Source organism: Mesorhizobium sp. WSM4813 (assembly GCF_055811555.1).
In genome coordinates this window covers 21,892-45,884 of record NZ_JBVVQU010000048.1, presented here as the reverse complement: position 1 = coordinate 45,884, position 23,993 = coordinate 21,892, and the positions used below count along the sequence as shown (strand labels likewise).

Annotated in this window: 28 protein-coding genes and 2 pseudogenes; 14 read left to right on the top strand and 16 right to left on the bottom strand. The window is 62.4% G+C overall.

Features of this window, described 5'->3' with window-relative positions; genetic code table 11:
* Positions 1-30 precede the first annotated feature (30 nt).
* Positions 31-1,443 carry an aminotransferase-like domain-containing protein gene (locus tag AC0L25_RS24295; protein WP_473597844.1) on the bottom strand — a complete coding sequence of 471 codons (1,413 nt, stop codon included), beginning with the start codon at positions 1,441-1,443 and terminating at the stop codon, positions 31-33.
* 92 nt (positions 1,444-1,535) lie between these two features.
* Here AC0L25_RS24295 and AC0L25_RS24290 point away from each other — a divergent pair, with 92 nt between their 5' ends.
* Positions 1,536-1,781, top strand: a complete 246-nt coding sequence (locus AC0L25_RS24290; protein WP_473597843.1) for a DUF1127 domain-containing protein — start codon at positions 1,536-1,538, stop codon at positions 1,779-1,781.
* 24 nt (positions 1,782-1,805) lie between these two features.
* On the opposite strand, the pseudogene AC0L25_RS24285 reads toward AC0L25_RS24290, so the two are convergent.
* From AC0L25_RS24285 to purC, 6 genes and pseudogenes are all read right to left on the bottom strand, one after another.
* Positions 1,806-2,482, bottom strand: a pseudogene (locus tag AC0L25_RS24285) (Pr6Pr family membrane protein).
* A 4-nt stretch (positions 2,483-2,486) separates the two neighbouring features.
* On the bottom strand, positions 2,487-2,897 hold the full coding sequence (locus AC0L25_RS24280) for a hypothetical protein (RefSeq protein WP_473597842.1): 411 nt from the start codon (positions 2,895-2,897) through the stop codon (positions 2,487-2,489).
* Positions 2,898-2,948: 51 nt separating this feature from the next.
* Complete coding sequence (gene purQ / locus AC0L25_RS24275; protein ID WP_473597841.1) at positions 2,949-3,617, bottom strand: phosphoribosylformylglycinamidine synthase subunit PurQ; 669 nt, start codon at positions 3,615-3,617, stop codon at positions 2,949-2,951.
* Positions 3,614-3,868 (bottom strand): hypothetical protein, encoded by a 255-nt coding sequence (locus tag AC0L25_RS24270; protein WP_473597840.1) that lies wholly within the window; start codon positions 3,866-3,868, stop codon positions 3,614-3,616. Before AC0L25_RS24270 ends, purQ begins: the two co-directional genes overlap by 4 nt.
* 18 nt (positions 3,869-3,886) lie before the next feature.
* The gene (gene purS / locus AC0L25_RS24265; RefSeq protein ID WP_473597839.1) at positions 3,887-4,126 is read right to left on the bottom strand and encodes a phosphoribosylformylglycinamidine synthase subunit PurS; all 240 of its coding nucleotides are present in this window, start codon (positions 4,124-4,126) and stop codon (positions 3,887-3,889) included.
* Positions 4,127-4,167: 41 nt separating this feature from the next.
* Positions 4,168-4,962, bottom strand: coding sequence for a phosphoribosylaminoimidazolesuccinocarboxamide synthase (purC, locus tag AC0L25_RS24260; protein WP_023674725.1), 795 nt, complete (start codon positions 4,960-4,962; stop codon positions 4,168-4,170).
* A gap of 277 nt (positions 4,963-5,239) precedes the next feature.
* On the opposite strand from purC, the gene AC0L25_RS24255 reads away from it, so the two are divergent.
* Positions 5,240-5,560, top strand: coding sequence for a DUF1476 domain-containing protein (locus tag AC0L25_RS24255; RefSeq protein WP_473597838.1), 321 nt, complete (start codon positions 5,240-5,242; stop codon positions 5,558-5,560).
* Positions 5,561-5,769: 209 nt separating this feature from the next.
* Positions 5,770-6,543 carry an HpcH/HpaI aldolase family protein gene (locus AC0L25_RS24250; protein ID WP_473597837.1) on the top strand — a complete coding sequence of 258 codons (774 nt, stop codon included), beginning with the start codon at positions 5,770-5,772 and terminating at the stop codon, positions 6,541-6,543.
* On the opposite strand, the gene AC0L25_RS24245 is transcribed toward AC0L25_RS24250, so the two are convergent.
* Positions 6,540-7,088 (bottom strand): RBBP9/YdeN family alpha/beta hydrolase, encoded by a 549-nt coding sequence (locus AC0L25_RS24245; protein WP_473597849.1) that lies wholly within the window; start codon positions 7,086-7,088, stop codon positions 6,540-6,542. The two genes, AC0L25_RS24250 and AC0L25_RS24245, sit on opposite strands and share 4 nt — an antisense overlap.
* A gap of 302 nt (positions 7,089-7,390) precedes the next feature.
* Here AC0L25_RS24245 and AC0L25_RS24240 point away from each other — a divergent pair, with 302 nt between their 5' ends.
* Positions 7,391-8,203: a VOC family protein gene (locus AC0L25_RS24240; protein WP_473597836.1), complete on the top strand. Its 813-nt coding sequence runs from the start codon at positions 7,391-7,393 to the stop codon at positions 8,201-8,203.
* A 147-nt stretch (positions 8,204-8,350) separates the two neighbouring features.
* On the opposite strand, the pseudogene AC0L25_RS24235 reads toward AC0L25_RS24240, so the two are convergent.
* From AC0L25_RS24235 to AC0L25_RS24220, 4 genes and pseudogenes are all read right to left on the bottom strand, one after another.
* Positions 8,351-8,719: pseudogene (locus AC0L25_RS24235) on the bottom strand (RBBP9/YdeN family alpha/beta hydrolase); the annotation flags it as partial.
* A 71-nt stretch (positions 8,720-8,790) separates the two neighbouring features.
* On the bottom strand, positions 8,791-10,098 hold the full coding sequence (gene purB / locus AC0L25_RS24230; RefSeq protein ID WP_473597835.1) for an adenylosuccinate lyase: 1,308 nt from the start codon (positions 10,096-10,098) through the stop codon (positions 8,791-8,793).
* Between the two features lie 59 nt (positions 10,099-10,157).
* The gene (locus tag AC0L25_RS24225; RefSeq protein ID WP_473597834.1) at positions 10,158-10,673 is read right to left on the bottom strand and encodes a hypothetical protein; all 516 of its coding nucleotides are present in this window, start codon (positions 10,671-10,673) and stop codon (positions 10,158-10,160) included.
* Complete coding sequence (locus AC0L25_RS24220) at positions 10,670-11,395, bottom strand: DUF2259 domain-containing protein (RefSeq protein ID WP_473597833.1); 726 nt, start codon at positions 11,393-11,395, stop codon at positions 10,670-10,672. The genes AC0L25_RS24225 and AC0L25_RS24220 overlap by 4 nt, the downstream gene beginning before the upstream one ends.
* Before the next feature lie 246 nt (positions 11,396-11,641).
* Here AC0L25_RS24220 and AC0L25_RS24215 point away from each other — a divergent pair, with 246 nt between their 5' ends.
* Positions 11,642-11,896 (top strand): DUF2171 domain-containing protein, encoded by a 255-nt coding sequence (locus AC0L25_RS24215; protein WP_473597832.1) that lies wholly within the window; start codon positions 11,642-11,644, stop codon positions 11,894-11,896.
* Between the two features lie 23 nt (positions 11,897-11,919).
* On the opposite strand, the gene AC0L25_RS24210 is transcribed toward AC0L25_RS24215, so the two are convergent.
* On the bottom strand, positions 11,920-12,939 hold the full coding sequence (locus tag AC0L25_RS24210; protein WP_473597848.1) for a P1 family peptidase: 1,020 nt from the start codon (positions 12,937-12,939) through the stop codon (positions 11,920-11,922).
* Complete coding sequence (locus AC0L25_RS24205; protein ID WP_473597831.1) at positions 12,939-14,012, bottom strand: ABC transporter substrate-binding protein; 1,074 nt, start codon at positions 14,010-14,012, stop codon at positions 12,939-12,941. Before AC0L25_RS24205 ends, AC0L25_RS24210 begins: the two co-directional genes overlap by 1 nt.
* A 191-nt stretch (positions 14,013-14,203) precedes the next feature.
* Here AC0L25_RS24205 and AC0L25_RS24200 point away from each other — a divergent pair, with 191 nt between their 5' ends.
* From AC0L25_RS24200 to AC0L25_RS24170, 7 genes are all read left to right on the top strand, one after another.
* Positions 14,204-14,698, top strand: coding sequence for a flavin reductase (locus AC0L25_RS24200; RefSeq protein WP_473597830.1), 495 nt, complete (start codon positions 14,204-14,206; stop codon positions 14,696-14,698).
* Between the two features lie 32 nt (positions 14,699-14,730).
* Positions 14,731-15,660, top strand: coding sequence for an AAA family ATPase (locus AC0L25_RS24195; RefSeq protein WP_473597829.1), 930 nt, complete (start codon positions 14,731-14,733; stop codon positions 15,658-15,660).
* Between the two features lie 4 nt (positions 15,661-15,664).
* On the top strand, positions 15,665-16,915 hold the full coding sequence (locus AC0L25_RS24190) for a vWA domain-containing protein (RefSeq protein ID WP_473597828.1): 1,251 nt from the start codon (positions 15,665-15,667) through the stop codon (positions 16,913-16,915).
* A gap of 27 nt (positions 16,916-16,942) precedes the next feature.
* Positions 16,943-17,281, top strand: coding sequence for an XdhC family protein (locus AC0L25_RS24185; RefSeq protein ID WP_473597827.1), 339 nt, complete (start codon positions 16,943-16,945; stop codon positions 17,279-17,281).
* 6 nt (positions 17,282-17,287) lie between these two features.
* A complete protein-coding gene (locus AC0L25_RS24180) occupies positions 17,288-18,025 on the top strand; it encodes an XdhC family protein (RefSeq protein WP_473597826.1) in 738 nt (245 codons plus the stop codon).
* A gap of 66 nt (positions 18,026-18,091) precedes the next feature.
* The gene (locus AC0L25_RS24175) at positions 18,092-19,714 is read left to right on the top strand and encodes an NTP transferase domain-containing protein (protein WP_473597825.1); all 1,623 of its coding nucleotides are present in this window, start codon (positions 18,092-18,094) and stop codon (positions 19,712-19,714) included.
* 84 nt (positions 19,715-19,798) lie between these two features.
* Entirely contained in the window at positions 19,799-20,650 is an 852-nt protein-coding gene (locus AC0L25_RS24170) for an alpha/beta hydrolase (RefSeq protein WP_473597847.1), read from the top strand.
* Here AC0L25_RS24170 and AC0L25_RS24165 read toward each other — a convergent pair.
* A complete protein-coding gene (locus AC0L25_RS24165) occupies positions 20,647-21,696 on the bottom strand; it encodes a DUF1176 domain-containing protein (RefSeq protein ID WP_473597824.1) in 1,050 nt (349 codons plus the stop codon). The genes AC0L25_RS24170 and AC0L25_RS24165 overlap by 4 nt on opposite strands.
* A 122-nt stretch (positions 21,697-21,818) precedes the next feature.
* Between AC0L25_RS24165 and AC0L25_RS24160 the strand changes: the two genes are divergently transcribed.
* The gene (locus AC0L25_RS24160; protein ID WP_473597823.1) at positions 21,819-22,325 is read left to right on the top strand and encodes a DUF1993 domain-containing protein; all 507 of its coding nucleotides are present in this window, start codon (positions 21,819-21,821) and stop codon (positions 22,323-22,325) included.
* A gap of 41 nt (positions 22,326-22,366) precedes the next feature.
* Here the strand turns inward: AC0L25_RS24160 and AC0L25_RS24155 are convergent, their stop codons facing one another.
* Complete coding sequence (locus AC0L25_RS24155) at positions 22,367-22,531, bottom strand: hypothetical protein (protein WP_473597822.1); 165 nt, start codon at positions 22,529-22,531, stop codon at positions 22,367-22,369.
* Positions 22,532-22,898: 367 nt separating this feature from the next.
* On the opposite strand from AC0L25_RS24155, the gene AC0L25_RS24150 reads away from it, so the two are divergent.
* Positions 22,899-23,966 (top strand): aldo/keto reductase, encoded by a 1,068-nt coding sequence (locus AC0L25_RS24150; RefSeq protein ID WP_473597821.1) that lies wholly within the window; start codon positions 22,899-22,901, stop codon positions 23,964-23,966.
* The last annotated feature ends 27 nt before the right edge of the window (positions 23,967-23,993 follow it).

Sequence of the window (23,993 nt, the reverse complement as noted above, 5' to 3'; positions counted from 1 at the left end):
CGCCACTCGACCCGCCGGTTTCAAGCCGGCTCAGGAGAAACTGTCGTAGCCGGCGCGGCCTTCGTCCAGAAGCCGCCGGATCACGCCGACGCCACCCGCGATGTCCTCTCGACGACTCGGCTGTGAAACGCCAAAACGCACCCCGTGAAAAACCTGCTCGGAGCGGCCGGCCTTGAACTCGTCCTCATCATCGATGAGCACGCCATGTTCGAGGCAGGCATTCTTGAAGGTACCGGAAAGCCATGGATCAGGAAGGGTGAGCCAGACAAAGGGCACATTGTCCACTGCCTTGAAGTCAAACCCGGCCAGTGTCTCGTGCACGATCGCCATGCGCGCGTTGATCTCGACGATGCTGCGCTTGCGCATCTCGCTGGCCTGGCCGGACAGAACAAGCCGGCTACACACTTCCGCCAGCAGGAAGGGGAGGCCCCCCGTCAGCATCTTGTGGGCGACTCGGATCCGATGACGATAGGCCGGCGGGCAGGCGAGCCAGCCGCCGCGAACGCCCGCCGCGACGGATTTCGACAGGCCGCCGGCAACGATGGTCCGTTCGGGAGCATATTCGGCCAATAGCGGGGTCGGGTCGTCGGTCAGATCGCCATAGAGATCGTCCTCGATCAGAACGACATTGTATTCGCGCGCGACGCGCGCGATGGCCTCGCGGCGTGTTGCCGACAGCGTCACCAGTGTTGGGTTCTTGGCCGTCGGCATCAGGAACATCATTTTCGGGTGTTTTTGCGCGCAGACGCGCTCGAAATCCTCTGGATCGAGTCCTTCCTCGTCCGACGTTACCAGCGCGGTCCGGCGTCCGATCAGGCCGGCGCTGCGTGAAATCTGCGAATAGGTGAGGTGCTCGAAGACGATATAATCGCCAGGCGTGGTGAGCGCGGCAATCGCCGCCATAACCGCGGCATGGGTGCCGAGCGTCGGAACGATGCCATCAGGGCTCGGGCGAAACGAATTTCGCGATAGCCAGCTGCAGCCGGCCTCGAACCAGCGGTCGGGAAAATCCCGGGTATAGCTTGAAATCTCATACGGATGGTCCTGCGCCGTGCGCGAGAGCGCATCGGCGACAATGGCGCCCTGACCAATATCCGGCGCAGCTGTGCTGTCGAAGCGCAACTTGCCGCGAGGCGCATCGATATAGCGCGTGCCTTCCACATGCGGGTCGGATGCCAGCAGATCGGTCTTAGTCTCATGCCGGCCCAGGACATAGGTTCCGCGCCCGACTTCGCCGCTCACCAGCCCCCGTTCGCGCAACAATTGGTAGGCCCGGCCGACCGTGCCGACGGTCGTGCCGATGTCGTATGCCAGATCTCGCTGCGGCGGCAGTTTTGCCCCCGCATCGATCACGCCACGGTCGATGTCGGTTTCAATGGAATCTGCAAGCCGCTGGTAGAGGGGCCCCGAGCCGGACGTAAGATCTGGAAGCCAATTTGTCATGGTGACAATTTTTTATATTGCACCGAATTGAGAGTCAATACATATGGATTGCGTGACAAAAGGGTACAATCTCGAATTCCGGTAGCAAGAAAATGGCTGCAATCGATACAATCCGTTACACGAGAGCTGAATTGCTCGAAGCGCGTCCGTCAGGCCGGCAAGGCTATGTCCGTCGCCTGGTGCGTATGGTCAGGTCATTCGCAAACCGGATTGGCAGCCTGCTGGATCGCCGGCGCAGCCGGCTGGTCCTGCTGGAGATGACCGATGATCAGCTCAAGGATATCGGCATCTCGCGCGTCGATGCCCACCGTGAGGGTCTGAGACCGTTCTGGGACTGAAAGATACATTAAGCTTGAGTGCATCTAAGAAGACACGGTCCTAGGACGCCTTTTTCGTGCTTGATAGTTACCGGGGCTCCTCATCCGCGAGATGCCGTGGTGGTCTGCAAGCACCGCGACTATGCACAGCGCGAGAAAAAGCCCGGTAGTGGCCAGCGCCGACACGGCCGCTGGCGGCGCCGTTCTTGGCGAGATCGAGGAACGGGTAGGGCACTTCGCCTGATATCGGCGCCCGCGCCAGTGCATAGGCCAAATAGGCGACGGATAGATCATCCACCAGGAGATGTCGCGCCACCGCGTCGAGCCATCGGCGCCTGCCACAAGCCACCACAGCACGAACAGTACCGGCGCTACATAGTGCAGCAGGATGTCGCAGAGCAGGAACAGACCCTGCGGCTGCCAAAGCTGCGCCAGGACCGTGGCATAGATAATGAAGACCAGGGTGATGGCAACCGCTACGCCCGCTCGCATCCGCGGCGCGGCAAAGGCCGGAACCAGGCGTAGCCACCGGGCGACAGTAGCGAAACATGCACGAGTACTGCGCCGATATTAGTCAGAATGGTGAAGAAGCTGAAGTAGAAGACCAGAGAGCCAACAAAACTGCGGCCGGCTGCCATCGACGCCGGAATGGTGATGCAGATTTGCAGGACAAGCGCGGCCAAGCCTATGACCAGACCGGCAATCTGCAGGAAGCGGCTCACAGCCCTACGCAGCCGCACCGCAGGCTGGATTCCCAGCCTGCCAGCGGGCGATGTCCGAGCCGATGCGTGCACCGAGCGGCTCGGCCATCAGCGGACCGTAGACGTCGATGCGGCGCGAATTGCCTTGCGCCTGCACGACCAGCAACGGCTTTCCGCCATAATGCTTGACCGGGACCAGCAGGAAGCGCGGCGTGCCGGTGAAAGAATTCAGTTCATTGGCCATCTGATAGGGCTTGAAGGCGGGATCCTTGCTGGCGATCCAGCATTTGTGGGCGGCGATCGCCACCTGTTCCATGGCAAGCAGCGCCGCACTCTTGCCCGAAGGCGCCGGCGCGCTTTTCGGCTTCGACTGGCAGGAGGCGAGCACAAGGCCGGCGGCGGCGACGAGAGCGAGCCGGGCAATCGTCTGTCTCATGGTCAGGCGGCGCCTATTTCGAGTTCGGAAAAGGGATGAGCGCTGAAGCTATCAAGCGGCGATGCCGAGGGCACTTTCGAACAGTGCCCGGCCGTCGCTGCCGCCATGCGCCGCTTCGATCAGGTTCTCGGGATGCGGCATCAGGCCGAGCACATTGCCCTGGCTGTTGATGATACCGGCAATGTCGTTTATCGAGCCGTTGGGATTGGTGCCTTCCGCATAGCGGAACACGACCTGGCCTTCGCCTTCGAGCCTGCGAAGCGTCTCGGCGTCGGCAAAGTAATTGCCGTCGTGATGCGCCACCGGCGAGCGGATGATCTGGCCCGGCTGATAGCGGCGGGTGAACATCGTGTTGGCGTTGGCGATCTGCAGCTTGACCTGCCGGCAGACGAATTTCAGCGACGTGTTGCGCATCAAGGCGCCCGGCAAAAGACCGGCCTCGACCAAGATCTGGAAGCCGTTGCAAACGCCGATGACCATGACGCCCTTGGCCGCCTTTTCGGCGACCGCCCGCATCACCGGCATGCGCGCGGCAATGGCGCCGCAACGCAGATAGTCGCCGAAGGAGAAGCCGCCGGGGATGGTGATCAGGTCGACATCGGGGATTTCGGTGTCGGTCTGCCAGACGGTGACCGGTGGTGTTCCCGAAATCTTGGTCAGCGCCGCGATCATGTCGCGGTCACGGTTGAGGCCAGGGAGGAGGACGACGGCTGATTTCATTTCGGTTCGTAAGGCCTCTGGGCTTCGGCGAGTTCGCGCAGATCTAGACGGCGTTCAATATGTTCCAGGCGCTCGTCCTGGCGAGCCAGCACGCCATAGATGTTCTTCACGTCACCCTCGGTGGCGATGAGATGGCCGCGGATAGAGCCGAGCTCGGACTTTACCTCCCCGAGCGTCAGATCTATCCGGTCCAGCCGCGACTGAATTGACTTGAGAACTTCAAATATCAAGCTTCCATCAATCTCGGCCATCTGCCCTCCGGCACAACCTCAGATAATCGCCACACTATAGTTCTCAATCACCGTATTCGCCAGAAGCTTGTCGCACATCGCTTTGAGGTCGGCTTCGGCCTTGGTCTTGTCGCTCTCCGCAAGCTCGACGTCAAAAACCTTGCCCTGCCGCACTTGGCCGACGCCGAATCCCATCCCGGACAGCGCATGTTCGATCGCCTTGCCTTGCGGGTCGAGCACGCCATTCTTGAGGGTTACGGTAATGCGGGCCTTGATCACGCTGGACATGCTCCTGTTCGAAGTGTTGGACGGCAAAAATCTCAGTGCGGCTTGCCTTTGACGCCATCGGTCGAGGCGACGAGCACTGGTCCGGCGGGACGCGGCGGCTCGTTCTCATTCATGATGCCGAGGCGGCGGGCGACTTCCTGATAGGCTTCGACCAGCCCGCCCATGTCGCGGCGGAAACGGTCCTTGTCAAGCTTGTCCTGGGTCGCCACGTCCCACAGACGGCAGGAGTCCGGCGAGATCTCGTCGGCAACGACGATGCGCATCATGTCGCCCTCGAACAAGCGGCCGCACTCGATCTTGAAGTCGACGAGCTGGATGCCGACGCCCATGAACAGGCCGGAAAGGAAATCGTTGACGCGGATGGCCAGGGCCATGACGTCGTCGATTTCCTGCGGGCTCGCCCAGCCGAAAGCGGTGATGTGCTCTTCAGACACCATCGGGTCGTCGAGCGCGTCGGCCTTGTAATAGAATTCGATGATCGAGCGCGGCAGCACGGTGCCTTCCTCGATGCCGAGACGCTTGGCCAGCGAACCGGCGGCGACATTGCGCACCACCACCTCGAGCGGAATGATCTCGACTTCCTTGATCAGCTGCTCGCGCATGTTGAGCCGGCGGATGAAGTGGGTCGGAATGCCCATCCGGTTGAGATGGTTGAAGATGTGCTCGGAAATGCGGTTGTTGAGCACTCCCTTGCCATCGACGATTTCGTGCTTCTTCTTGTTGAAAGCGGTCGCGTCGTCCTTGAAGAACTGGATCAGTGTTCCCGGCTCAGGTCCCTCATAGAGGATCTTGGCCTTGCCTTCATAAATGCGGCGGCGATTTTTCATCTGATCTTTTCTCTGGATTTCCGGGCAGGCGGCAAGCGACCAGTTCCTGTCCGTCCGCCTAAATTAGTGCGGCAACGGTAGGGGTTCAATGCCGGTGTCTATCCCAATCGCACTGTTTGCTCAATCGGCAAATCCTTTCAATCACCGCTTTCCGGAATGAAATGCCGCAGCGCAGCAAGTGACGTACCATATTGACCGGCCCGTGGCCTTTTGGTTTGTGCTGCGGCAATACACATATTCCAACTGCCGACGAATCGGATTTGACCGGAGGGATGCCATGAGCAGCATGAAAGATCGCGAGGAGGGCTTCGAGCGCAAGTTCGTAATCGACGAGGAACTCCGGTTCAAGGCAGCGGCCCGCCGCAACAAGGCGCTCGGCCTGTGGGCCGCCGAAAAGCTCGGCAAGGCCGGGGCCGACGCCGAAGCCTATGCCAAGCAGGTCGTCCTCGCCGACATCGAGGAAGCCGGCGACCACGACGTTTTCCGCAAGATACGCAAGGATTTCGACGAAGCCGGGGTCGTCCAGTCGGACCATCAGATTCGCCGCACCATGGACGATCTGATGGCGCAGGCCATCGAGCAGATCAAGAACACCTGATCCTTGCTTTGAGCCAATCGACACGCTGGACCAATCGACCGCCCGGTCCCTCCGGGCGGTTTTTCTTTGCCTTTGCAGCTGTTTCCGGCTGAACTGCATTAGAGCGACATGCATCCATTCGGACGCACAAAGTACGCTCTCAAACTTTGACTCCTCGCATCGGGCTTGCCGATTGTGGGCCGATGCGAGAGCGATTAAGGAAGGCGCCCATGTCCCTCAAGTCACGCCTTGCGGCCGATGAAACGTTGTGCACCGCATGGTCCGGCGTGCCTGATGCCCTGACGGTCGAGATTCTGGCCAGACAGGGTTTCGATGCCGTCACGCTAGACATGCAGCATGGCGGACATCACGAGGATAGCGTGCTGCGCGGCCTTGGGCCGGTGCTGGCCGCCAACAAACCGGCGCTGGTGCGCATTCCGGTCGGCCGCTTCGACATGGCCAGCCGCGCGCTCGATTTCGGCGCCGAGGCGGTGATTGCGCCGATGGTGAATTCGGTGGCGGACGCGCGGCTGTTTGCCGCCGCCATGAAGTACCCGCCACTCGGCGAGCGCTCGTGGGGGCCGACTTATGCCTTTCCGCGTCAAGGCAAGGGCGACTATGCCGACTGGCTGCGCGACAGCAACGAGCGCACCATGGCTTTCGCCATGGTCGAGACGCGCGCTGCCCTCGATGCGCTCGACGGCATCCTCGACACGCCGGGTATCGATGGCATCTTTCTCGGCCCGTCGGACTTCTCGATCGCCTGGTCGAACGGCACCACCGTCAGTTCGACGCTGGAAAGCATGATGGAAACCGTCGCCTCGATCGCCGAGCGGACACGCAAGGCCGGCAAGCATGCGGCGATCTACGTCGTCGAACCGGCCATCGCCGGCCGCGTGGTGTCGATGGGTTATCGGCTGCTGGCGATGGGCTCCGAGCACGCGCTGATCGGCCTGGGGGCAAAGACCCTGCTGAAGAGCGTCAAGGACTCGATCGGCTCCTAAAGGTCGGTCAGGAACTTAGCAAAAGTCATCGATCCTTCGGGCCACGGCCCGAAGCCGGAATCGGCGTTGAGATGGCCGGCATCGCCGGCATCGATGAACAGCGAGCCCCAGGCGCCGGCAATGTCCTCGGCCACGCCGAACGCGCAGAACGGGTCGTTGCGGCTGGCGATCACCACCGAAGGGAATGCCAGCGGCTCGCGCGGATAGGGGCCGAAGGTCATCAGGTGCCTGGGTTTTATCTTAAGATTGGCGACGTCGGGCGGCGCCACGAAGAAGGCTCCGGCGACCGGACGTTGGAACTGCGGCATTGCCTGGATCACGGCGGCGACGCCGAGTGAGTGGGCGACGATAACGACCGGCCGCTCGGCCTCGTTGACCGCTTTCGCCACGCTCGCTGTCCAATCCTCGCGCACAGGCTTCGACCATTCCGCCTGCTCGACGCGGCGTGCCGTCGACAATTTCGATTGCCAGCGGCTCTGCCAATGGTCGGGGCCGGAATTGGTGTAGCCCGGCACGATGAGAATGTCTGCATCCCTGACTTTCATGGCGCGCATGTAGCGAGGGACACGGTTTCGTGCAACTGCGCATGATCCCAAAAAGTGTGAAGCGGTTTTTGGATAAGATCATGCGCAACTGGGTCTGATCATCAGTGCGATTGCTCACAATAGTGAACACCATGTTCGCATCCTGGCGTCTTGTGTGAACGATCGCGATCGACGATCTGTTATCGGGAAAAGAAACAGCCGTGTAATGAGAACCAGGATTTTGGAACTGACACGACGTACATGGTGGCGCCGGGCTCCTGGCTTTGGGGATCTCGTCGAGGGCCGCCCAAACGGAGACTTTGATGAGCGAACTGCCTTTTGCCGCCACCACCCCGGTCAGCGTTGCCCGCGTCGGGTTGCGCGCGCGGAATGCCGAAAGCCTGGCCGCTTACTATCGCAACATCGTCGGCCTGCGGGAACTGAGCCGCGCCGGCGGCACAATCTCGCTAGGCGCCGCCAATCGCCCCTTGCTCGACATCGAAGCGGATGCATCGGCGAAGCCCGACGATCCGCGCAGCGCCGGCCTCTTCCACACCGCCTTCCTGCTACCCAGCCGGGCCGATCTCGGGCGCTGGATCAACCACGCCATAGCTAACAATATCGGCATCGACGGCGCTTCCGACCATCTGGTCAGCGAGGCGCTTTACCTGACCGATCCTGATGGCAACGGCATCGAGATCTATGCCGACCGCCGCCATGAGGACTGGAAGTGGAATGGTGACAAGGTGGCGATGGCGACCGAACGGCTGAACATTTCGTCGGTTGTTGCCGAAGTGCCGGCCGGCGATGCCGGCTGGCAGGGTATGCCGGACAACAGCATCATCGGCCATGTCCATCTGCGCGTCGGTCGGCCGGAAGACGCCGAGGCCTGGTGGCACCAGGAGTTCGGCTTCGACACGGTGGCGAAATATGGCAGCGCAGCGGTGTTCCTGTCGTCAGGCGGCTACCATCACCACATCGGCGCCAACTCGTGGCAAAGCGCCGGCGCCGGCCGTCGCGATCCTTCCCGGTCCGGCCTGGCCTGGGTCGAAATGCGTTCGGACAATGTGACTGTTGCAACGACCCGTGAAGACCCTTGGGGCACGGTGATCAGGACCGTTCCCGGCAAGGCTTGAGCGTTTCGAAAGCCTGTTAGAGCCGAGCCTTTTCCAGCAGGCGGCCGAGCATGAGCAGGCCCGCCGGCCAAAGGCCGAGGCGAGTCTCGTTGCCATATGGCCGAGATCGCCGGCATCGGCGAGGTCCGCGCCCCAGGCAGCGGCGAACGCTGTCGCCTGGTCGAAGGTGACGCGCGGGTCGGTGCGGCTAGCCACCACTAGGGTTGGAAAGGGTAAGCGTTTCAGCGGCATCGGCGCAAAGGGACGAACCAGGTCGAAGGAAGGATCCGGATCCTCGACATTGGTTGCGGCAACCAGTAACGCGCCTGCAACCTTGTTAAGCTGGCTTTCGCTGGCGCCGGCCGCCCACTTCACCGCCGTCGCCACCGCCAGCGAGTGCGCAAGCAGCACCACGCGCCGAGGTGCCGCGGCAATCGCGTTGTCCACCCGGCCAATCCAGTCCCCGGGATTCGGCCTGTCCCACTCGGCCTGCAGCACGCGGCTTGAATTGGGGAACGACTGGCACCAATGCGACATCCAGTGATCTGGCCCGGAATTGCCGCGCCCTGGCAGGGCGAGAAAATCAAAATCTCCGGCCGCCGAAATCATCACGCTTCTCCGAACACGCGCTTGAAGATCGTGTCGACATGCTTGGTATGATAGCCAAGGTCGAATTTTTCACGAATCTCGGCTTCGGGCAAGACTGCAGTGACTTCCTTGTCGGTCAAAAGTTCCTCAAGGAAATCAGCGCCTTGCTCCCACACTTTCATGGCGTTTCGCTGCACCATCCGGTAGGCGTCCTCACGGCTGACGCCCGCCTGGGTTAGCGCCAGCAGCACACGCTGCGAATGCACGAGGCCGCGGAACTTGTTCATGTTCTTCAGCATGTTGTCGGGATAGACGAGCAGTTTGTCGACGACGGTCGTCAGCCGCGACAGTGCGAAGTCCAGCGTCACCGTGGCGTCCGGGCCGATCATGCGCTCGACCGACGAATGCGAAATGTCGCGCTCGTGCCAGAGCGCCACGTTCTCCATCGCCGGCAGCGCGAAGGAACGCACCATGCGCGCAAGCCCGGTGAGGTTTTCGGTCAGCACCGGGTTGCGCTTGTGCGGCATCGCCGAAGAGCCTTTCTGTCCGGGTGAAAAATACTCTTCCGCCTCCAGCACCTCGGTACGCTGCAGATGGCGGATTTCTGTCGCCAGCCGTTCGATCGACGAGGCGATGACACCGAGCGTTGCGAAGAACATGGCGTGGCGGTCGCGCGGGATCACCTGCGTCGACACCGGCTCCGGCTTCAATCCGAGTCTCTTCGCCACATGCTCTTCGACATAGGGGTCGATGTTGGCGAAGGTGCCGACAGCACCGGAGATGGCGCAAGTCGCAATATCCTCACGCGCGTGCACCAGCCGCTCGCGGCAGCGCGAGAATTCGGCATAGGCCTGCGCCAGCTTGATGCCGAAGGTGGTCGGCTCGGCATGGATGCCGTGGCTGCGGCCGATGGTGACGGTGTCCTTGTGTTCAAAGGCGCGGCGCTTGAGCGCCGCCAGCAGGCCGTCGATGTCGGCCAGAAGGATGTCGCTGGCTCGGGTGAGCTGCACGGCAAAGCAGGTGTCGAGAACGTCCGAGGATGTCATGCCCTGATGGATGAAGCGGGCATCCGGGCCGACGAATTCGCTGAGATGGGTGAGGAAGGCGATGACGTCGTGCTTGGTCACGCGCTCGATCTCGTCGATGGCCTCGACGTCGAACTTCGCGGCCCCGCCTTTTTCCCAGATGGTCTTGGCGGCCTCCTTCGGGATCACGCCGAGCTCGGCCAGTGCGTCGCAAGCGTAGGCCTCGATCTCGAACCAGATGCGGAACCGGGTTTCGGGCGACCAGATGGCCACCATTTCCGGCCGGGAGTAGCGAGGGATCATCCGTCAGTCCTGACTTGCGAGTGCGTTCGCCCGCGTCCTAACAGAGGCAGACAAAATCCTCAACGCTGCTGCCGCGCAAACCAGATGCTGGTGAGAGCCAGCGCGATGAAACCGAGCGGAAAATAAAGCCGGATGCCCAGAACGATGAATTGGTAGAACGCCGTCGCCACGGTGTGCACGAACTGGATGGCCCACGCGATGGTCAGTGCGGGTTCATGCCACTGAGCATAGTAGGAACGGTATTGCAGCGCAAAGAGCCCGCCGGTGAGGCCGATCGTAGTGGCAAGAAGGCAGACAAACGCGGCCGCCAAGGCAACTTGCCAATGCCGCCCGAGCGAGACGAGCCGCGCCAGGAACAGACCGACTGGAAAGGCGAGCGCACCGCCGACCGCATAGAGCAACGAGACGAAGCGGATCTTTGCCGGGGTCTCCCAGTCGTCCACCAGCAGATTGACAAGCGCGCTGGCGCCCATCGCTGCGGCCCACAGCAGGGCGCCGCAAACCGCGGCGCGCGGCGATGGCAAGGCCTTGCGGATACGATCCAGGCGGTTGCGTATGGCGGGGAGCGGCGTCACAGCCGGCCGGTCACCGCGATCCAGCGATAGTCCGGCCCTTCGAAGCCGTACTGGCGCACCGCGATCAGCACGGCATAGGCGCTGAGGCCCTGCATGGAAAATGTCTGCACCGCGCCGATCCGATAGCCGTTCGGGCAGCCTCTACTTTTGGGGATCGACTTGTCCTCGTGCAGGAGCTCAGTCTTGCCACCGTCTTTCGCCTCCATGCGCAACAGGCGAAAGCCGTTGATCTCGCCAAGGCTTTGGCAGTTTTCGGTATCGTTCATACCGATCTCGTCGAGCCGGAATTCGAGCGGATCGTCGACCGGCGAAAAGATCGGGCGCGGGTTGACGACCATGCGGAACGGATCGGCCGAAAGTTCGGTCACCGGGTTGAAGCCGGCGGTGATGCCGCGATTCGCGGTCAATTCCGCCTGCTTGATGATGGCTTCGCCTTTCTGCCGAGCCGCAAGGCGCGCCGCGTCGAGCGTTGCGTTCTCGTCGTCAAGCCGCACCCTGACCGGTGTGCCCGTGAGAAAACTGTCGTCGGCGGTGTTGGTGTAGTAGCGATTGGCATAAGGAAATCCCGATCCGTCCTGGACGCCATACTCCTCGAAGGCGAAGATGCCGCCGTCCCTGGTGAAGCCAAGGATTTCAAGCTCGGCGACATCGCCGGCATGCGTGTCGAGCGAAGTTGCAAACTGGGCAAGGAGGGAAACGGCAAACAGGGCAAGGATTCGCATCGGATTTCCGTTTGAGCAGCCAGCGTTGCTTCGATCACTATCACGACATCGTCAAAACGTCGTGCCCAATGAGGCGCAAAGCCGATGCATCCAATCGCGCTGTCATTTGTTTTATGTCGGCAGCTTCACCGCATCGGCCCGAAAATCGGAATCGATTTTCGGAAAGTTCGATGCGTTGATTTAAAGTGTTTAGAGCGCCCTTTGCGCGTCTAAAAGGACGCGCGGCGCTCTAATGGAGAACCCACAATGACCGATGCAGCCAGCATTCGTGAACATATGGAAGTGATCGGCGCCGACGGCGTCCATGTCGGCACAGTTGACAAAGTTGAGGGACAACGAATCAAGCTGACCAAGCGCGACAGCGGCGAGGGCGCTCACAGGGGGCACCACCACTATATTCCGCTCAGCCTGGTAGCCGAAATCGAGGGACAGAAAGTGCGGCTGTCGGCGAACTCGGATGTTGCAGTCACGTTCGAGGAAGAAAAATCCGATCCCACCTGATGACAGGCCACGGCGGTGTGCATTCAGCGCGACGACCAGACCGGAAACAGGTCGCCGTCGGCTGGCGTTGCGGCAAAGACGCCGCGGCTGATGGCGCGCGCCATGGTGGCGCCGGCCGCCGCGTAAAGCTCGATCGCGTCGTTGGGCGCAAGCTCGATGCCGCTCTTGCCGGTCGCCAGCGCGAAAACCAGATCCCCGTCGGCCGGCGTGTGTGTCGGCCAGATGGCGCGGACGAAGCCGTCATGCGCTGATATCGCCAAGCGTTTGGCGGCCGCCTTGGTGAGGACAGCGTCCGTGGCGATGACGGCGATGGTCGTGTTGCCGCCGACCTTCGCCCGCTTCCCGATATGCTTGTCGCGAAACTTCAGCAGGATCGTTTTCGCGTCCTCCGGCATAGGCGAGGGATAGCCAAGCCCGCCGAACTCGTCGCCGATCTCGAAGGGCGCCGCCCAGAAGTGGCGGGTTTGGGCGATCGTCACCGAGCCGGTCGGATTGACGGCGGCGAGCGCACCGATGGTGACGCCGCTGTCGAGCACCGTCGAGGCCGAGCCGAGGCCGCCCTTGAGGCCGGAACTCAACGCGCCGGTGCCCGCGCCGACAGTGCCGAGCGGAAAATCGATGCCGACTGCCTGCGCCGCCTCATAGCCGAGATCGCGGTAAGGCGGATAGCGACCCCAATCCTTGTCGCCGCCATTGCGCAGGTCGAACAGGATCGCCGCCGGCACGATCGGCACGCGAAAGCCGCCGACCTCGACACCGATGCCCTTTTCACGCAGCGCCGCCTGTACGCCGGAGGCGGCGTCGAGACCGAAGGCCGAACCACCCGAAAGCACTACAGCATGGATCGCCTCGATCGAATTGTGCGGCTCGAGCAGGTCGGTCTCGCGGGTGCCCGGCGCCCCGCCCAGGATCTGGACACCTGCCACCGCCGGTACGTCGCAGACGATGGTGGTTACCCCGGACCTCAGCCTCACATCGGAAGCGTTGCCGACGCTCAGGCCGGCGACATCGGTGATGAGATTGCGCGGCCCTGTCCGAAACATCATCTGGTCTCCGCCGGCACGAAATTTGCGCCGTTGAAACGGAAGACCCGATAGAGGTTTTCGGTCAAGTCGCCCTTGCCGTCAAAGCGGATCGGCCCGATTGCGGTGCTGAAGTCACGCCCGGTGAGCGTGTCGGCCAGTGGATAGCCGGCGGTTTCCGCCAGGGCCGTCGCCGCCTCGGCGATCTCGACCGCCGCATAGGCCGGCAGCGTGTAACCCTCTGGCACGATCTTTTGTGCGGCAAAGCTTTCGAGCACCTTGGAGTCGGCGACATCATCCCATTCGGGCGGCGCGATCATCAGCGTGCCCTTGGCATAGGGCACATCGCCGGGCGGTGTGCGCAGCGCTTCGCCGCCGGCAAAGGTGATGTCGGCATCGAGTTGGCCGGCGTCGCGGCCCATGATGGCGATGTCTTCGCCGTCGCCGCCGGCGAAGACATGCGTTGCACCGGCCTTCCTCAGTCGCCCGACCAGCCCGATCTGGTTGTCGAGCTGCGGCCGGAATGTGTCGACGAACACCGGTTTCAGCGCCGCCTGCTCGGCTGCCGCCCGAAGCGTCTCGGCGATTTCGCGGCCGTAAATGGTGCCGTCGTCGACGATTGCGAACAGTTCGTTCTGCCATCGGCGGGTCAGATTGGAGGCGACGGCGTTGCGCTCGTCATCGCCGCGCGGCCCAAGCCGAAAGATCGGCCAGCCGGTCTTGGCGCGCCGGTCAGTCAGACTTTCGGTGCGCACGCCGAGGGTGATGACCGGTATGTCGGCGTCCTTCAGGATCGGCAGTGCCGCCTCGATCGCCTCGGTGCAGAGGAAGCCGACCACCACGCCGACTTTCGCCGCAACGAAATCCCTCGCTGCGGCAGCCCCACCATCGGCTGTGCAGGCGTCGTCGACAACCTTGATCTGGGCGCCGTTCGCCTCTGCCGCCAGGCCGGCGCCCGCCTCGATCTGTTTGCCGAGGATCGCCGACGGCCCGGACAGCGGTGCCGCGACGCCGACCAGCAGCGTCTCAGCGTTCGCATCGCCCGCGAGAGACAGCCAGGCCAGCACCGCTATTGTCGTTGTCCTGGGTCGCATGCGAGCGAAGAATTCCTCTGCGCCGGTCGCGTGTTTGCTGGGGCCACTTCCTGCCAAGACCTAAAGGCTGGTCAGCTTTCACGCAACACGCGAAATTCAAGATGCATGTCAACCACTTCGCTTGTGGCATGCAATATGCCGTCATATATAACGGTTGGGTTCATCTCGCTTCAAACCAATGGAAATCGCCGGTGCTGAAGAAGAACGACATAGGGCCACAGGCCTATCGCGACGCGATGAGCCATTTTGCCGGCCATGTCCATGTGGTTACCACCGACGGTCCTGCCGGCAGGCGCGGGGCGACTGTCATTGCAGCCTGTTCGGTCTCGGACACGCCGCCGATCATCCTGGTCTGTCTCAATCGCGAAAATCCCAAGAACGAGCCGTTCGTGAAGAATGGCAGGTTCGCCTTGAACACGCTGGCTTCGGACCAGGAGGCGCTGTCGGTCGGCTTTTCCGGCCTCACCGGCCTGCCGGTCGAAGAGCGTTTCGCGCTTGGCGATTGGGACGTGATCTCGACCGGTGCGCCGACGCTGAAGGACGCGCTCGCCGTGTTCGACTGCGAACTGATCGACACCAAGGATTTGGCCACCCACCGTGTGCTTTTTGGCAAGGTGACAGGCCTACGCACCGGCGATAATTTGCGGCCACTGATCTACCACGACCGCGGCTATCACGCTCTGTAGAGGCTCTGGATGGCTGCACCAACGGACAAAGAATGACCGAGTTGAAACCACGCCCGGCGCCGCTCACGATCGACGAGACGCTCGATCTGCTGACCGGTGCGGACTATGTGGCGGACCGGTCGCTGGCGACCGTGCTGTTTTTGTCGCTGCGCATGAAACGGCCGCTGTTCCTCGAGGGCGAGGCTGGCGTCGGCAAGACCGAGATCGCCAAGGTGCTGGCGCAAGCGCTCGGCCGCCGGCTGATCCGCCTGCAATGCTATGAAGGCCTCGACGTCTCGTCCGCCGTCTACGAGTGGAATTACGCAGCGCAGATGATCGAGATCCGCATGGAGGAGGCGGCCGGCAAGGTCGACCGCTCCGACATGGAACGCAATGTTTTTTCCGAAAAGTACCTGATCCGCCGCCCGGTGCTCGACGCGCTGACCGGCAAGGCGGGCGGCGCCCCGGTCTTCCTGATCGACGAGCTAGATCGCACTGACGAGGCCTTCGAGGCATTCTTGCTCGAAATTCTCTCCGACTTCCAGGTGACGGTGCCCGAACTCGGCACGATCAAGGCGGAGGAGCCGCCGATCGTCATCATCACCACCAACCGCACCCGCGAGATCCATGACGCGCTGAAGCGGCGCTGTCTCTATCACTGGGTCGATTACCCGAATGCCGAGCGCGAGCTGGAAATCGTGCGCAGAAAAGTGCCGCAGGCCAACAGCCGGCTGTCGGCAGAGGTGGTTTCGTTCATCCAGAAGCTGCGCCAGATCGAGCTGTTCAAGGTGCCGGGGGTTGCCGAGACCATCGACTGGGCCGGCGCGCTGACCGAACTCGACAAGGTGGCGCTCGATCCGGAAACCGTTTCCGACACGATCGGCGTGCTGTTGAAATACCAGGACGACATTGCCCGTATAGAACAGGGCGAAGGCCGGCGCATCCTCAACGAGGTGAAGGCCGAGCTTTCGGCGGCGGAGTAGGGCAATGGCCACGCCGCGTCCCGAACCGAAAGAGGCCACGCCCGACGGGCGGATCGCCGACAACATCGTCTATTTCGCCCGCACCTTGCGCAAGGCCGGCATGCGGGTCGGCCCGGCGTCGGTCAAGGACGCAATCGAGGCGGTGCTCGCCGCCGGCATCGGTTCCCGCGACGATTTCTACTGGACGCTGCACGCCGTGCTGGTCTCGCGGCATGAGGATCACCCGACCTTCGACGAGACTTTCCGGCTATTCTGGAAATCGCACGAGCTGATCGAAAAGTTACTGGCGATGTTTTCGCCGGTTGCGCCCAACAATCGTGAGAAGCAAAAGCCGCGGGCTGCGGAAAACCGCGTCAGCCAGGCAATGTTCGAGGGCCACCAGAAGAACCAGCCGGTGCAGGAAATCCCCGACATCGAGGTCGACGCCCGCTTCACATTTTCCGGCAACGAGGTGCTGAGGGGCAAGGATTTTGCCCAGATGAACGCCGCCGAGATGGCCGACGCCAAAAAGGCGATTACCGCGTTGCGGCTGCCCTTCGACATGGTCAGGACACGGCGTTTCAAATCCGACGCGCATGGCCGACGTATCGATCCGCGCGCCATGATGCGCTCGGCCGCGCGGACAGGCGGCGAACTGATCCTGCCGAAATTCCGGTCACCGCGCGAGGTTCACCCGCCGCTGGTCGTGCTTGCCGATATTTCCGGTTCGATGAGCCAGTACACGCGCATCTTTTTGCATTTCCTGCATGCGCTGACGGAGAAGCGCCGGCGCGTACATGCCTTTGTCTTCGGCACCCGGCTGACAAATCTGACGCGGCAGATGCGCCATCGCGATCCCGACGCGGCACTCGCCGATTGTTCGGCGGCGGTGATGGACTGGTCGGGTGGCACCCGCATCGGCGACACGCTGGCCGAATTCAACCGGCTGTGGTCGCGGCGCGTGCTGGCGCAGGGCGCTGTCGTTCTCCTGATCACCGACGGACTGGAGCGCGACGACGTCGCCGGCCTGTCGGAGGAAATGGAGCGCCTGCACAAATCCTGCCGGCGCCTGATCTGGCTGAACCCGCTGCTGCGCTTCGACGGCTTCGAGGCGCGCGCCCGCGGCGTCAAGGCAATGCTGCCGCATGTCGACGAGTTCCGCTCGGTGCACAATCTCGATGCGCTCGCTGATCTGTGCGCATCGCTGGACAAGAATTCGGCGCGCTCCGTCGACCCACGCAGATGGATTGAGGGTGGCGCGAGAAGCGCCGCGTAGCCATATGTTTTCTCCGGGAGAACGGTGATGGACAACAGCATGTATCTCGATGAGGCGCGCGATCCGTTGATCATCGCCGAAGGCTGGATGAAAGACGGCAAGGATGTCGCCATTGCTACCGTGGTTGAGACCTGGGGCTCGGCGCCGCGCCCGGTCGGCAGCCACCTTGTCATCGACGCGGAAGGCAATTTTCACGGCTCCGTCTCTGGTGGCTGCGTCGAAGGCGCGGTGGTCACCGAGGCGATCGATGTCATCGACAGCGGCAAGGCAAAGATGCTGGAATTCGGCGTTGCCGATGAAACCGCATGGCAGGTCGGCCTGTCCTGCGGCGGCCGCATCAAAGTCTATGTCGAGCGGTTGGGTTAGAGCGTGATGGATCCGTATGCCTTAAAGACGCTGAATGCCGAACGCCGCGCCCGCCGCGCGGTGATCTTGGTCACCGATCTCGGCGATTGCCGCGATCGTATCGTGCGCGAGGGCGACCAGGTCGCCGGCGAATTGGGCGCCGCAATCGCCAAGGCGTTTCGATCAGGCAATTCCGGGTCGGTCGAGGCGGAGGGGCGAACCTTCTTCCTCAATGCGTATCTGCCGCAGCCACGCCTGTTGGTGATCGGCGCCGTTCATATCAGCCAGGCGCTGGCGCCGATGGCGAAGATCGCCGGTTATCCCGTCGAGATCGTCGATCCGCGCACGGCCTTTGCCACCCCGGACCGCTTTCCCAATGTCGCGCTGCATGCCGAATGGCCTGAGGACGTGCTTTCGCGCCAGCCGCTCGACAGTTATACCGCGCTGGCAGCTGTCACCCATGATCCGAAGATCGATGATTTCGCCCTGAAGGCGGCGCTCGACGCCAACTGCTTCTATGTCGGGGCGCTCGGCAGCCGCAAGACCCATGCGAAGCGCGTCGAGCGCTTGCTGGCATTGGGCGCGACTGCTGACCAGATCGCCCGCATCCACGCGCCGATCGGCTTGGACATCGGCGCAGCGAGCCCGGCCGAGATCGCCGTCGCGGTGCTGGCGCAGGCGATCCAGGCCTTTCGTTCGCGCGGCCTGGAAGCCTCCGCATCGGCCCAAAGATCGGAATCGATTTTGGAGAAGCACGATGCGTAGATTCAAAGTAGTAGAGCGTCCTTTGCGCGTCCAAGAGGACGCGCGGCGCTCTACGGATGCGGCGGCGTGAAATTCGGCTCGATTCCGATCGACACGGCCGAAGGCGCGGTGCTGGCGCACGCCACCACCGCCGAGGAACGGCGCTTTCGCAAGGCACACAGGCTTAGCGCCGACGATGTGTCTCTACTCAAGGCGGCGGGGATTTCGGAGGTCGTCGCGGCGGTCTTGGCTTCGGATGATCTCAGCGAGGACGCTGCCGCCGAAAGAATCGCCGAAAGCATGATGCATCGCAACATCGAGACGAAGGCCGCTGCGACCGGCCGGGTCAACCTGCACGCCCAGGCGGCCGGTATCTTCACCGTCGATGCAGCGATGATCGACGCCATCAACGCTGTCGATCCAACCATCACCATCGCAACGCTGGCGCAGCATGCGCCGGTCGAAAAAGGCCAGATGGTTGCAACGGTGAAGATCATTCCCTTCGCGGTCAGCTCCATGCTGGTCGATTCGGTGACGAGGATCTGCGCCGGCGGCGAGATATTTGCCGTCAATGCCTATCAGCCGGTGCGTGTCGGTGTCATCCAGACGGTTCTGCCCGGCATCAAGCCGAGCGTGCTCGACAAGACGATGCGCGTCACCGAAGCCCGCCTGGCACGCTCGGGCGGCCGGCTGACGGCGGAGCGCCGCACGCCGCACGGGGTTGGCCCGGTTGCTGAGGCTGCGGCCTCGCTGGCGCGCGACAACGATATGGTGGTAATCTTCGGTGCCTCGGCGATGAGCGATTTTGGCGACGTCGTCCCGGCGGCGATCGAGAAGGCCGGCGGCACCGTCATCCGCGCCGGGATGCCGGTCGATCCCGGCAATCTGCTGGTGCTCGGCACACTTGCCGGCAAGCGTGTCATCGGCGCGCCGGGCTGCGCCCGCAGCCCCAAGGAGAACGGCTTCGACTGGGTTCTCGACCGGCTGATCGCCGGCCTCGACGTGACGGCCAAGGATATTGCCGGCATGGGTGTCGGCGGTCTCTTGATGGAAATCCCGACGCGGCCGCAGCCGCGCGAGCCGCTGCCGGCGCCAAAGTCGGAGAGTCCCGAGCTGAAGGTCGATGTCGTGCTGCTGGCCGCCGGCCGCTCCAGCCGCATGGGCGGCCCGAACAAGCTGCTGGCGCTGTTCGACGGCAAGCCGCTGGTGCGCCGCACCGCCGAGCGCGCGCTCGGTTCGAAAGCTTCGGGCACCATCGTTGTCACCGGCCATCAGCGCGAGCGGGTGCGGACGGTATTGTCGGGCCTCGACGTCACCTTCGCTGACAATCCGGATTTCACCGAGGGCCTGTCTTCGTCGCTGAAGGCCGGCATCGCGCAGGTTGCCGGCGACGCTGCCGGTGCCATGATTGTGCTTGGCGACATGCCTGGTGTCGCGTCAGCCGATCTCGACAGGCTGATCGATGCATTCCGCAAATCCGAGGGCCGATCGGTCGTGCGCGCCTCGCATGAGGGAAAGCGAGGCAACCCGGTGTTGTTGCCGCGCTCACTGTTTGCGGCGATCGCTCATCTCGAAGGCGATACCGGCGCGCGCCACCTGGTCGAGGCTGAGGGGCTCGACGTCGTCGATGTCGAGATCGGCAAGGCGGCTTCGATCGATGTCGACACCCGCGAGGCGCTCGAAGGCGCCGGCGGCGTACTGCAGGATTGACAAACCGAAGCCGAATTTCGCATGGCTGGGGCATGGCTATTCGTACCGTCCTATCCCCCTCTGGCCTGCGCCCTTCTGATTTCAATATTTTTCTTTTTTTCTTGCGCCGCTTACGCCGACGTCCTCACGCTAAAGCCCTTCAAAAATGACCTGTTCGCCTATCCGGCCATCCTCTCGTCCGAGAACAATGGCGCCTACATGGTCGTCGATTATCGTGAGCTGCGCGACATCAACGCCCGCGACAAGGTGCCGGAGCGCCGCGCGCAGGCGCAGTATGTCGACACCGGTGTGCGCAAGGTGCAGCAGGATCTGCTGCTGAAGACCGACGCCGGCAATATCCGCCACATCGCCGTCGGCCGCACGCAAGGCGCCGGCATCATCCTGCTCTATCTGCACGGGCAAGGCGGCAGCCGCAAGCAGGGCGTTGACGACTTCACCTTCGGCGGCAATTTCAACCGCATCAAGAACCTGATGGCCGGCAATGGCGGCCTCTATCTGTCGCCGGATTTCTCCGATTTCGGCGACACCGGCGCGGCCCAGATCGCCGCGCTGATCGGCCACTATGCCGAACAATCGCCGGTCGCGAAGATCTTCGTTGCCTGCGGCTCGATGGGCGGCGCACTGTGCTGGAAGCTTGCCGCCCGCAAGGATACGGGCGGCCGCATCAACGGGTTGCTGCTGCTCGGTTCGCTGTGGGATGAAAGTTTCTTCTCGAGCCCGGCCTTCAAGCGCCGTGTTCCAGTCTTCTTTGGCCAAGGCAGCAAGGACCCGGTGTTTCCAGTCGAGAAACAGGAAGCCTTCTTCCGTTCGATCCTGGCCAAGTCGAAAACCTATCCGGCCCGCTTTGTTCGCTTCGAGACCGGCACGCATGGCACGCCGATCCGCATGACGGACTGGCGCGGCACGCTCAACTGGATGCTGTCGAAGGCCCCTTAAGGCGGGGTGTTGTAGTCCACTACCGTCTGCGGATTGATCTCGCCGTCGTAGGAGGCGTCAACATCATACTGTACCAGCGAGAAATTGCCGTTGCGAAACAGATACGTCCCGGCTGACGAGGCATCGCCGACGCCGCGCCACTTGTTGAGGAACGAGATCGTCTTGGTGGCGTCGTCAAATTCGGAATTGACCAACTGGTCGTCGGTCTGGAAGCCGGTGACGTTGATCGCCTCGACTTTGCCTTCGCTATCGTTGTTCTCATAGTGGATATCGAGTTCCGGCGAGGCGAACTGCAGCTGCCGGACGCCGGATACATCGTCGTAGACATAGTAGACGGCACTCTCATTGTAGGCAGCCATCGAGCAGAAGAAGCGGAACAGCCGCATCTCGCGTTCGGGCTCGTCGGCCGCGGCGCCAGCATCCTTGTAGCGGAGCGAGTAGGCGTCCGGCTCTCCCAAAGACTCGCCGCCAGGCATTTCCTTGTCGCATTGTTCGCCATAGGTGGCCGCAAACGCCTTCTTGGCCTGCTCCAGCGCCGCATCCTTCTTCGGCGGCTGCGGTCCGTCGCCGCAGCTTGCCGGCACAGCGTCCTCGAAATCGGCCTTCGACGGCTTCAGCGCGCCCTTGTCGATGAAGATCGGGCGAAATGGCGGTTCCTGGATCGAGGCGTTGACCTGGCGCAACGTGTAGCAACCGGCAAAGACATTTTCGCTGCCGTCCTTGGCTGTCGCCCGGATGGCGACCGGAACGCTGTAATAGATGCTACCGGCTGCACCGTCTTCGGACACGCCACCGGTTTTGACCTCAACCTTTTCGGTGCCGTCATAGCCCTTGACGAAGGTGTCGAAATCCTTAGCCGGCTTGGTGTCGCCAAAATAATCCCAGGCGCGCGCGAATTCTTGCCGGTTGATGGCGCTGTAGAGCGAACGGATGACCGCTTCGGCGTCCGATCTGTCATCGACATAGGGCGCTTCGGCTGCGAGCGCTGGCTCGCCAGTCAGAATAAGGGAGAACAAAGCGGTCGCTGCAAACAAAGCGCTTCTCATCGGAATCTCCACCAGATGGGAAATCCTATCATAGCGATTGCGGCGACGTGGTGACGCTTGAAGAATCGTCTGTGGAGGCGTTAGGTCCCCCTTCGGCGTTTCCGCCGGATAGGAGATTTCAGGTGACCATATCGATGTACGAAGCGTCCGTGCCGGTGTTTTCGGCTCGGTTGAAGGCACTATCCAACGTGCTGAACATCGCCGAGCAGAATGCGCTCGACCGCAAGATCGACCCGCAGGTGTTTTTGACGTCGAGGCTGGCGCCGGACATGTACGCGTTGACCAGGCAGGTGCAGATCGCCACCGACCACGCCAAGGGCGCGCCATCGCGGCTTGCCGGCCGCGAGGTGCCGAAGTACGAGGACAGCGAGGCGAGCTTTGCCGATCTCCAGGTGCGCATCGCCAAGACCGTCGACCTTCTGGCGACATTCTCGGCTGCCGAATTCGATGGCTCCGATGAGAGAATGATCGAGCTGAAGCTTGGCCAGCGCGAATTCTCAATGGCTGGCATGCAGTATCTGCTGCATCTCGCCATGCCCAATTTCTATTTCCACGTGACCACCGCCTACGACATCCTGCGCCACAATGGCGTGCCGCTGACTAAGGCGATTTTCATGGGATCGCGTTGAAGAATGGCGAGGAGATATCCCGGTCGAGTCGGGATATCCGACTAGCGTGATGCCATTTCGCGGGCGACGCGCGGGAAGTCGGCTGGTTTGACGCCGATGTCCGCACGGTCGGCATTGCTCATCGAATGAAGCAGCGCCAGAGCCGCGCGATAGCGCAGACGTTCCTGCGGACGCGGACGGGCGAACATTTCAGTGAGGAAACCCATGATTCAAGCCCCTAGTTGGTCCTCCCCGAGTCGCAATATAGGCAAATCGTGACAATTGTGCAGTGCAGCATTTGCATGGCAGCCATGCTGCGCAGGTTTTTTGATCACAATCGACCTGACCGGTGAAACTTCCGGCGCGGGTTGACCGTATAGCTGAACGCTGGCACAGGGCCGGTTTTCCTCGCCATTCCTGGCGAAATTCCGGACTGCATGAAAATGCAGTTCGGCTTTTTGTTGGCCGCCGCGTAGCCGTTGGAAAAGTCGCCGGCGATTGGCGGCGGGCTTGGAGACAGCCCGCGTATTCCTGTATGCTGCGGCTTCCTCCCCGCGCAGCCGCGCAAAAGAATTTCCCGCCGGAGAAAACCCTATGCACAAACGCCGCCTCGGTCGGACCGATCTTCTTGTTTCCCAGATTTGCTTGGGATCGATGACTTGGGGCCAGCAGAACACCGAAGCGGACGGCCATGCCCAGATGGATTTGGCCTTTTCGCGCGGCGTCAACTTCATCGACACTGCCGAGCTCTACCCGATCCCGCCCAAAGCGGAGACGCAAGGCTGGACCGAGAAGATCATCGGCAGCTGGATGAAAGCGAAGGGCAACCGCGATCAAGTGATCCTCGCCTCGAAAGTGGTTGGCCGCACCGCCAATGCATGGTTCCGCGGCGGGCGCCCGTCGAAGCTGGTGCGCACCGACATCTTCGATGCCGTCGAAAAGTCGCTGACCAGGCTCAACACCGATTATCTCGATCTCTATCAGATCCATTGGCCGGAGCGGGACGTGCCTTGGGGCGCCAACCCGAACCGCGTCGGCGCCGTGCCGCTGCGGGCCGATTCCGTCGGCGCACCGGCCGGCGAGACGCCGATCACCGAGACCCTCGCCGTCTTCGACGAACTGGTGAAAGCTGGAAAAATCCGCCATTTCGGCCTGTCGAACGAGAGTTCCTGGGGCGTCATGCGGTTCATCGCCGAATCCGACAAGGGCCTAGGTCCGCGCCTGGTGTCGCTGCAGAACGCCTATAATTTCGTCAATCGCACGTTCGAGGTAAATCTCGCCGAGGTCTGCGAGCGTGAACAGGTTTCCCTGCTCGCCTATTCGCCGCTGGGACAAGGCTACCTGACCGGAAAGTACGACCACGGCGCGCGGCCGCTGGGCTCTCGCTCGCAGCTTTTCAATCGCGGCCAGCGCTACGAGACGCCCAATGCTGCGGAGGCGCAGCTCGAGTACAACGAGCTGGCGCGCTCTTTCGGCATGGAGCCGGCATTGTTCGCCAACGCCTATGTCACAAGCCGGCCTTTCGTCACCTCGAGCATCATCGGCGCGACGACCATTTCGCAGCTCGAAATGGCGCTCTCTTCTGCCGACGTCGTCTGGACCGAGGACATGCAGAAGGCGGTCGATTCAATCCACCAGCGTGTCGGCAACCCGTGTCCGTGAGCCGATCTCCGGCGCTGCAAAGTGTGA

What these genes read in the sequence shown, in the direction of transcription:
- AC0L25_RS24295 (WP_473597844.1), bottom strand. Translation starts at nt 1,443, where the DNA reads ATGACAAATTGGCTTCCAGATCTTACGTCCGGCTCGGGGCCCCTCTAC.
- AC0L25_RS24290 (WP_473597843.1), top strand. Translation starts at nt 1,536, where the DNA reads ATGGCTGCAATCGATACAATCCGTTACACGAGAGCTGAATTGCTCGAA.
- AC0L25_RS24280 (WP_473597842.1), bottom strand. Translation starts at nt 2,897, where the DNA reads ATGAGACAGACGATTGCCCGGCTCGCTCTCGTCGCCGCCGCCGGCCTT.
- purQ (WP_473597841.1), bottom strand. Translation starts at nt 3,617, where the DNA reads ATGAAATCAGCCGTCGTCCTCCTCCCTGGCCTCAACCGTGACCGCGAC.
- AC0L25_RS24270 (WP_473597840.1), bottom strand. Translation starts at nt 3,868, where the DNA reads ATGGCCGAGATTGATGGAAGCTTGATATTTGAAGTTCTCAAGTCAATT.
- purC (WP_023674725.1), bottom strand. Translation starts at nt 4,962, where the DNA reads ATGAAAAATCGCCGCCGCATTTATGAAGGCAAGGCCAAGATCCTCTAT.
- AC0L25_RS24255 (WP_473597838.1), top strand. Translation starts at nt 5,240, where the DNA reads ATGAGCAGCATGAAAGATCGCGAGGAGGGCTTCGAGCGCAAGTTCGTA.
- AC0L25_RS24250 (WP_473597837.1), top strand. Translation starts at nt 5,770, where the DNA reads ATGTCCCTCAAGTCACGCCTTGCGGCCGATGAAACGTTGTGCACCGCA.
- AC0L25_RS24245 (WP_473597849.1), bottom strand. Translation starts at nt 7,088, where the DNA reads ATGAAAGTCAGGGATGCAGACATTCTCATCGTGCCGGGCTACACCAAT.
- AC0L25_RS24240 (WP_473597836.1), top strand. Translation starts at nt 7,391, where the DNA reads ATGAGCGAACTGCCTTTTGCCGCCACCACCCCGGTCAGCGTTGCCCGC.
- purB (WP_473597835.1), bottom strand. Translation starts at nt 10,098, where the DNA reads ATGATCCCTCGCTACTCCCGGCCGGAAATGGTGGCCATCTGGTCGCCC.
- AC0L25_RS24220 (WP_473597833.1), bottom strand. Translation starts at nt 11,395, where the DNA reads ATGCGAATCCTTGCCCTGTTTGCCGTTTCCCTCCTTGCCCAGTTTGCA.
- AC0L25_RS24215 (WP_473597832.1), top strand. Translation starts at nt 11,642, where the DNA reads ATGACCGATGCAGCCAGCATTCGTGAACATATGGAAGTGATCGGCGCC.
- AC0L25_RS24210 (WP_473597848.1), bottom strand. Translation starts at nt 12,939, where the DNA reads ATGTTTCGGACAGGGCCGCGCAATCTCATCACCGATGTCGCCGGCCTG.
- AC0L25_RS24205 (WP_473597831.1), bottom strand. Translation starts at nt 14,012, where the DNA reads ATGCGACCCAGGACAACGACAATAGCGGTGCTGGCCTGGCTGTCTCTC.
- AC0L25_RS24195 (WP_473597829.1), top strand. Translation starts at nt 14,731, where the DNA reads ATGACCGAGTTGAAACCACGCCCGGCGCCGCTCACGATCGACGAGACG.
- AC0L25_RS24190 (WP_473597828.1), top strand. Translation starts at nt 15,665, where the DNA reads ATGGCCACGCCGCGTCCCGAACCGAAAGAGGCCACGCCCGACGGGCGG.
- AC0L25_RS24185 (WP_473597827.1), top strand. Translation starts at nt 16,943, where the DNA reads ATGGACAACAGCATGTATCTCGATGAGGCGCGCGATCCGTTGATCATC.
- AC0L25_RS24180 (WP_473597826.1), top strand. Translation starts at nt 17,288, where the DNA reads ATGGATCCGTATGCCTTAAAGACGCTGAATGCCGAACGCCGCGCCCGC.
- AC0L25_RS24165 (WP_473597824.1), bottom strand. Translation starts at nt 21,696, where the DNA reads ATGAGAAGCGCTTTGTTTGCAGCGACCGCTTTGTTCTCCCTTATTCTG.
- AC0L25_RS24155 (WP_473597822.1), bottom strand. Translation starts at nt 22,531, where the DNA reads ATGGGTTTCCTCACTGAAATGTTCGCCCGTCCGCGTCCGCAGGAACGT.
- AC0L25_RS24150 (WP_473597821.1), top strand. Translation starts at nt 22,899, where the DNA reads ATGCACAAACGCCGCCTCGGTCGGACCGATCTTCTTGTTTCCCAGATT.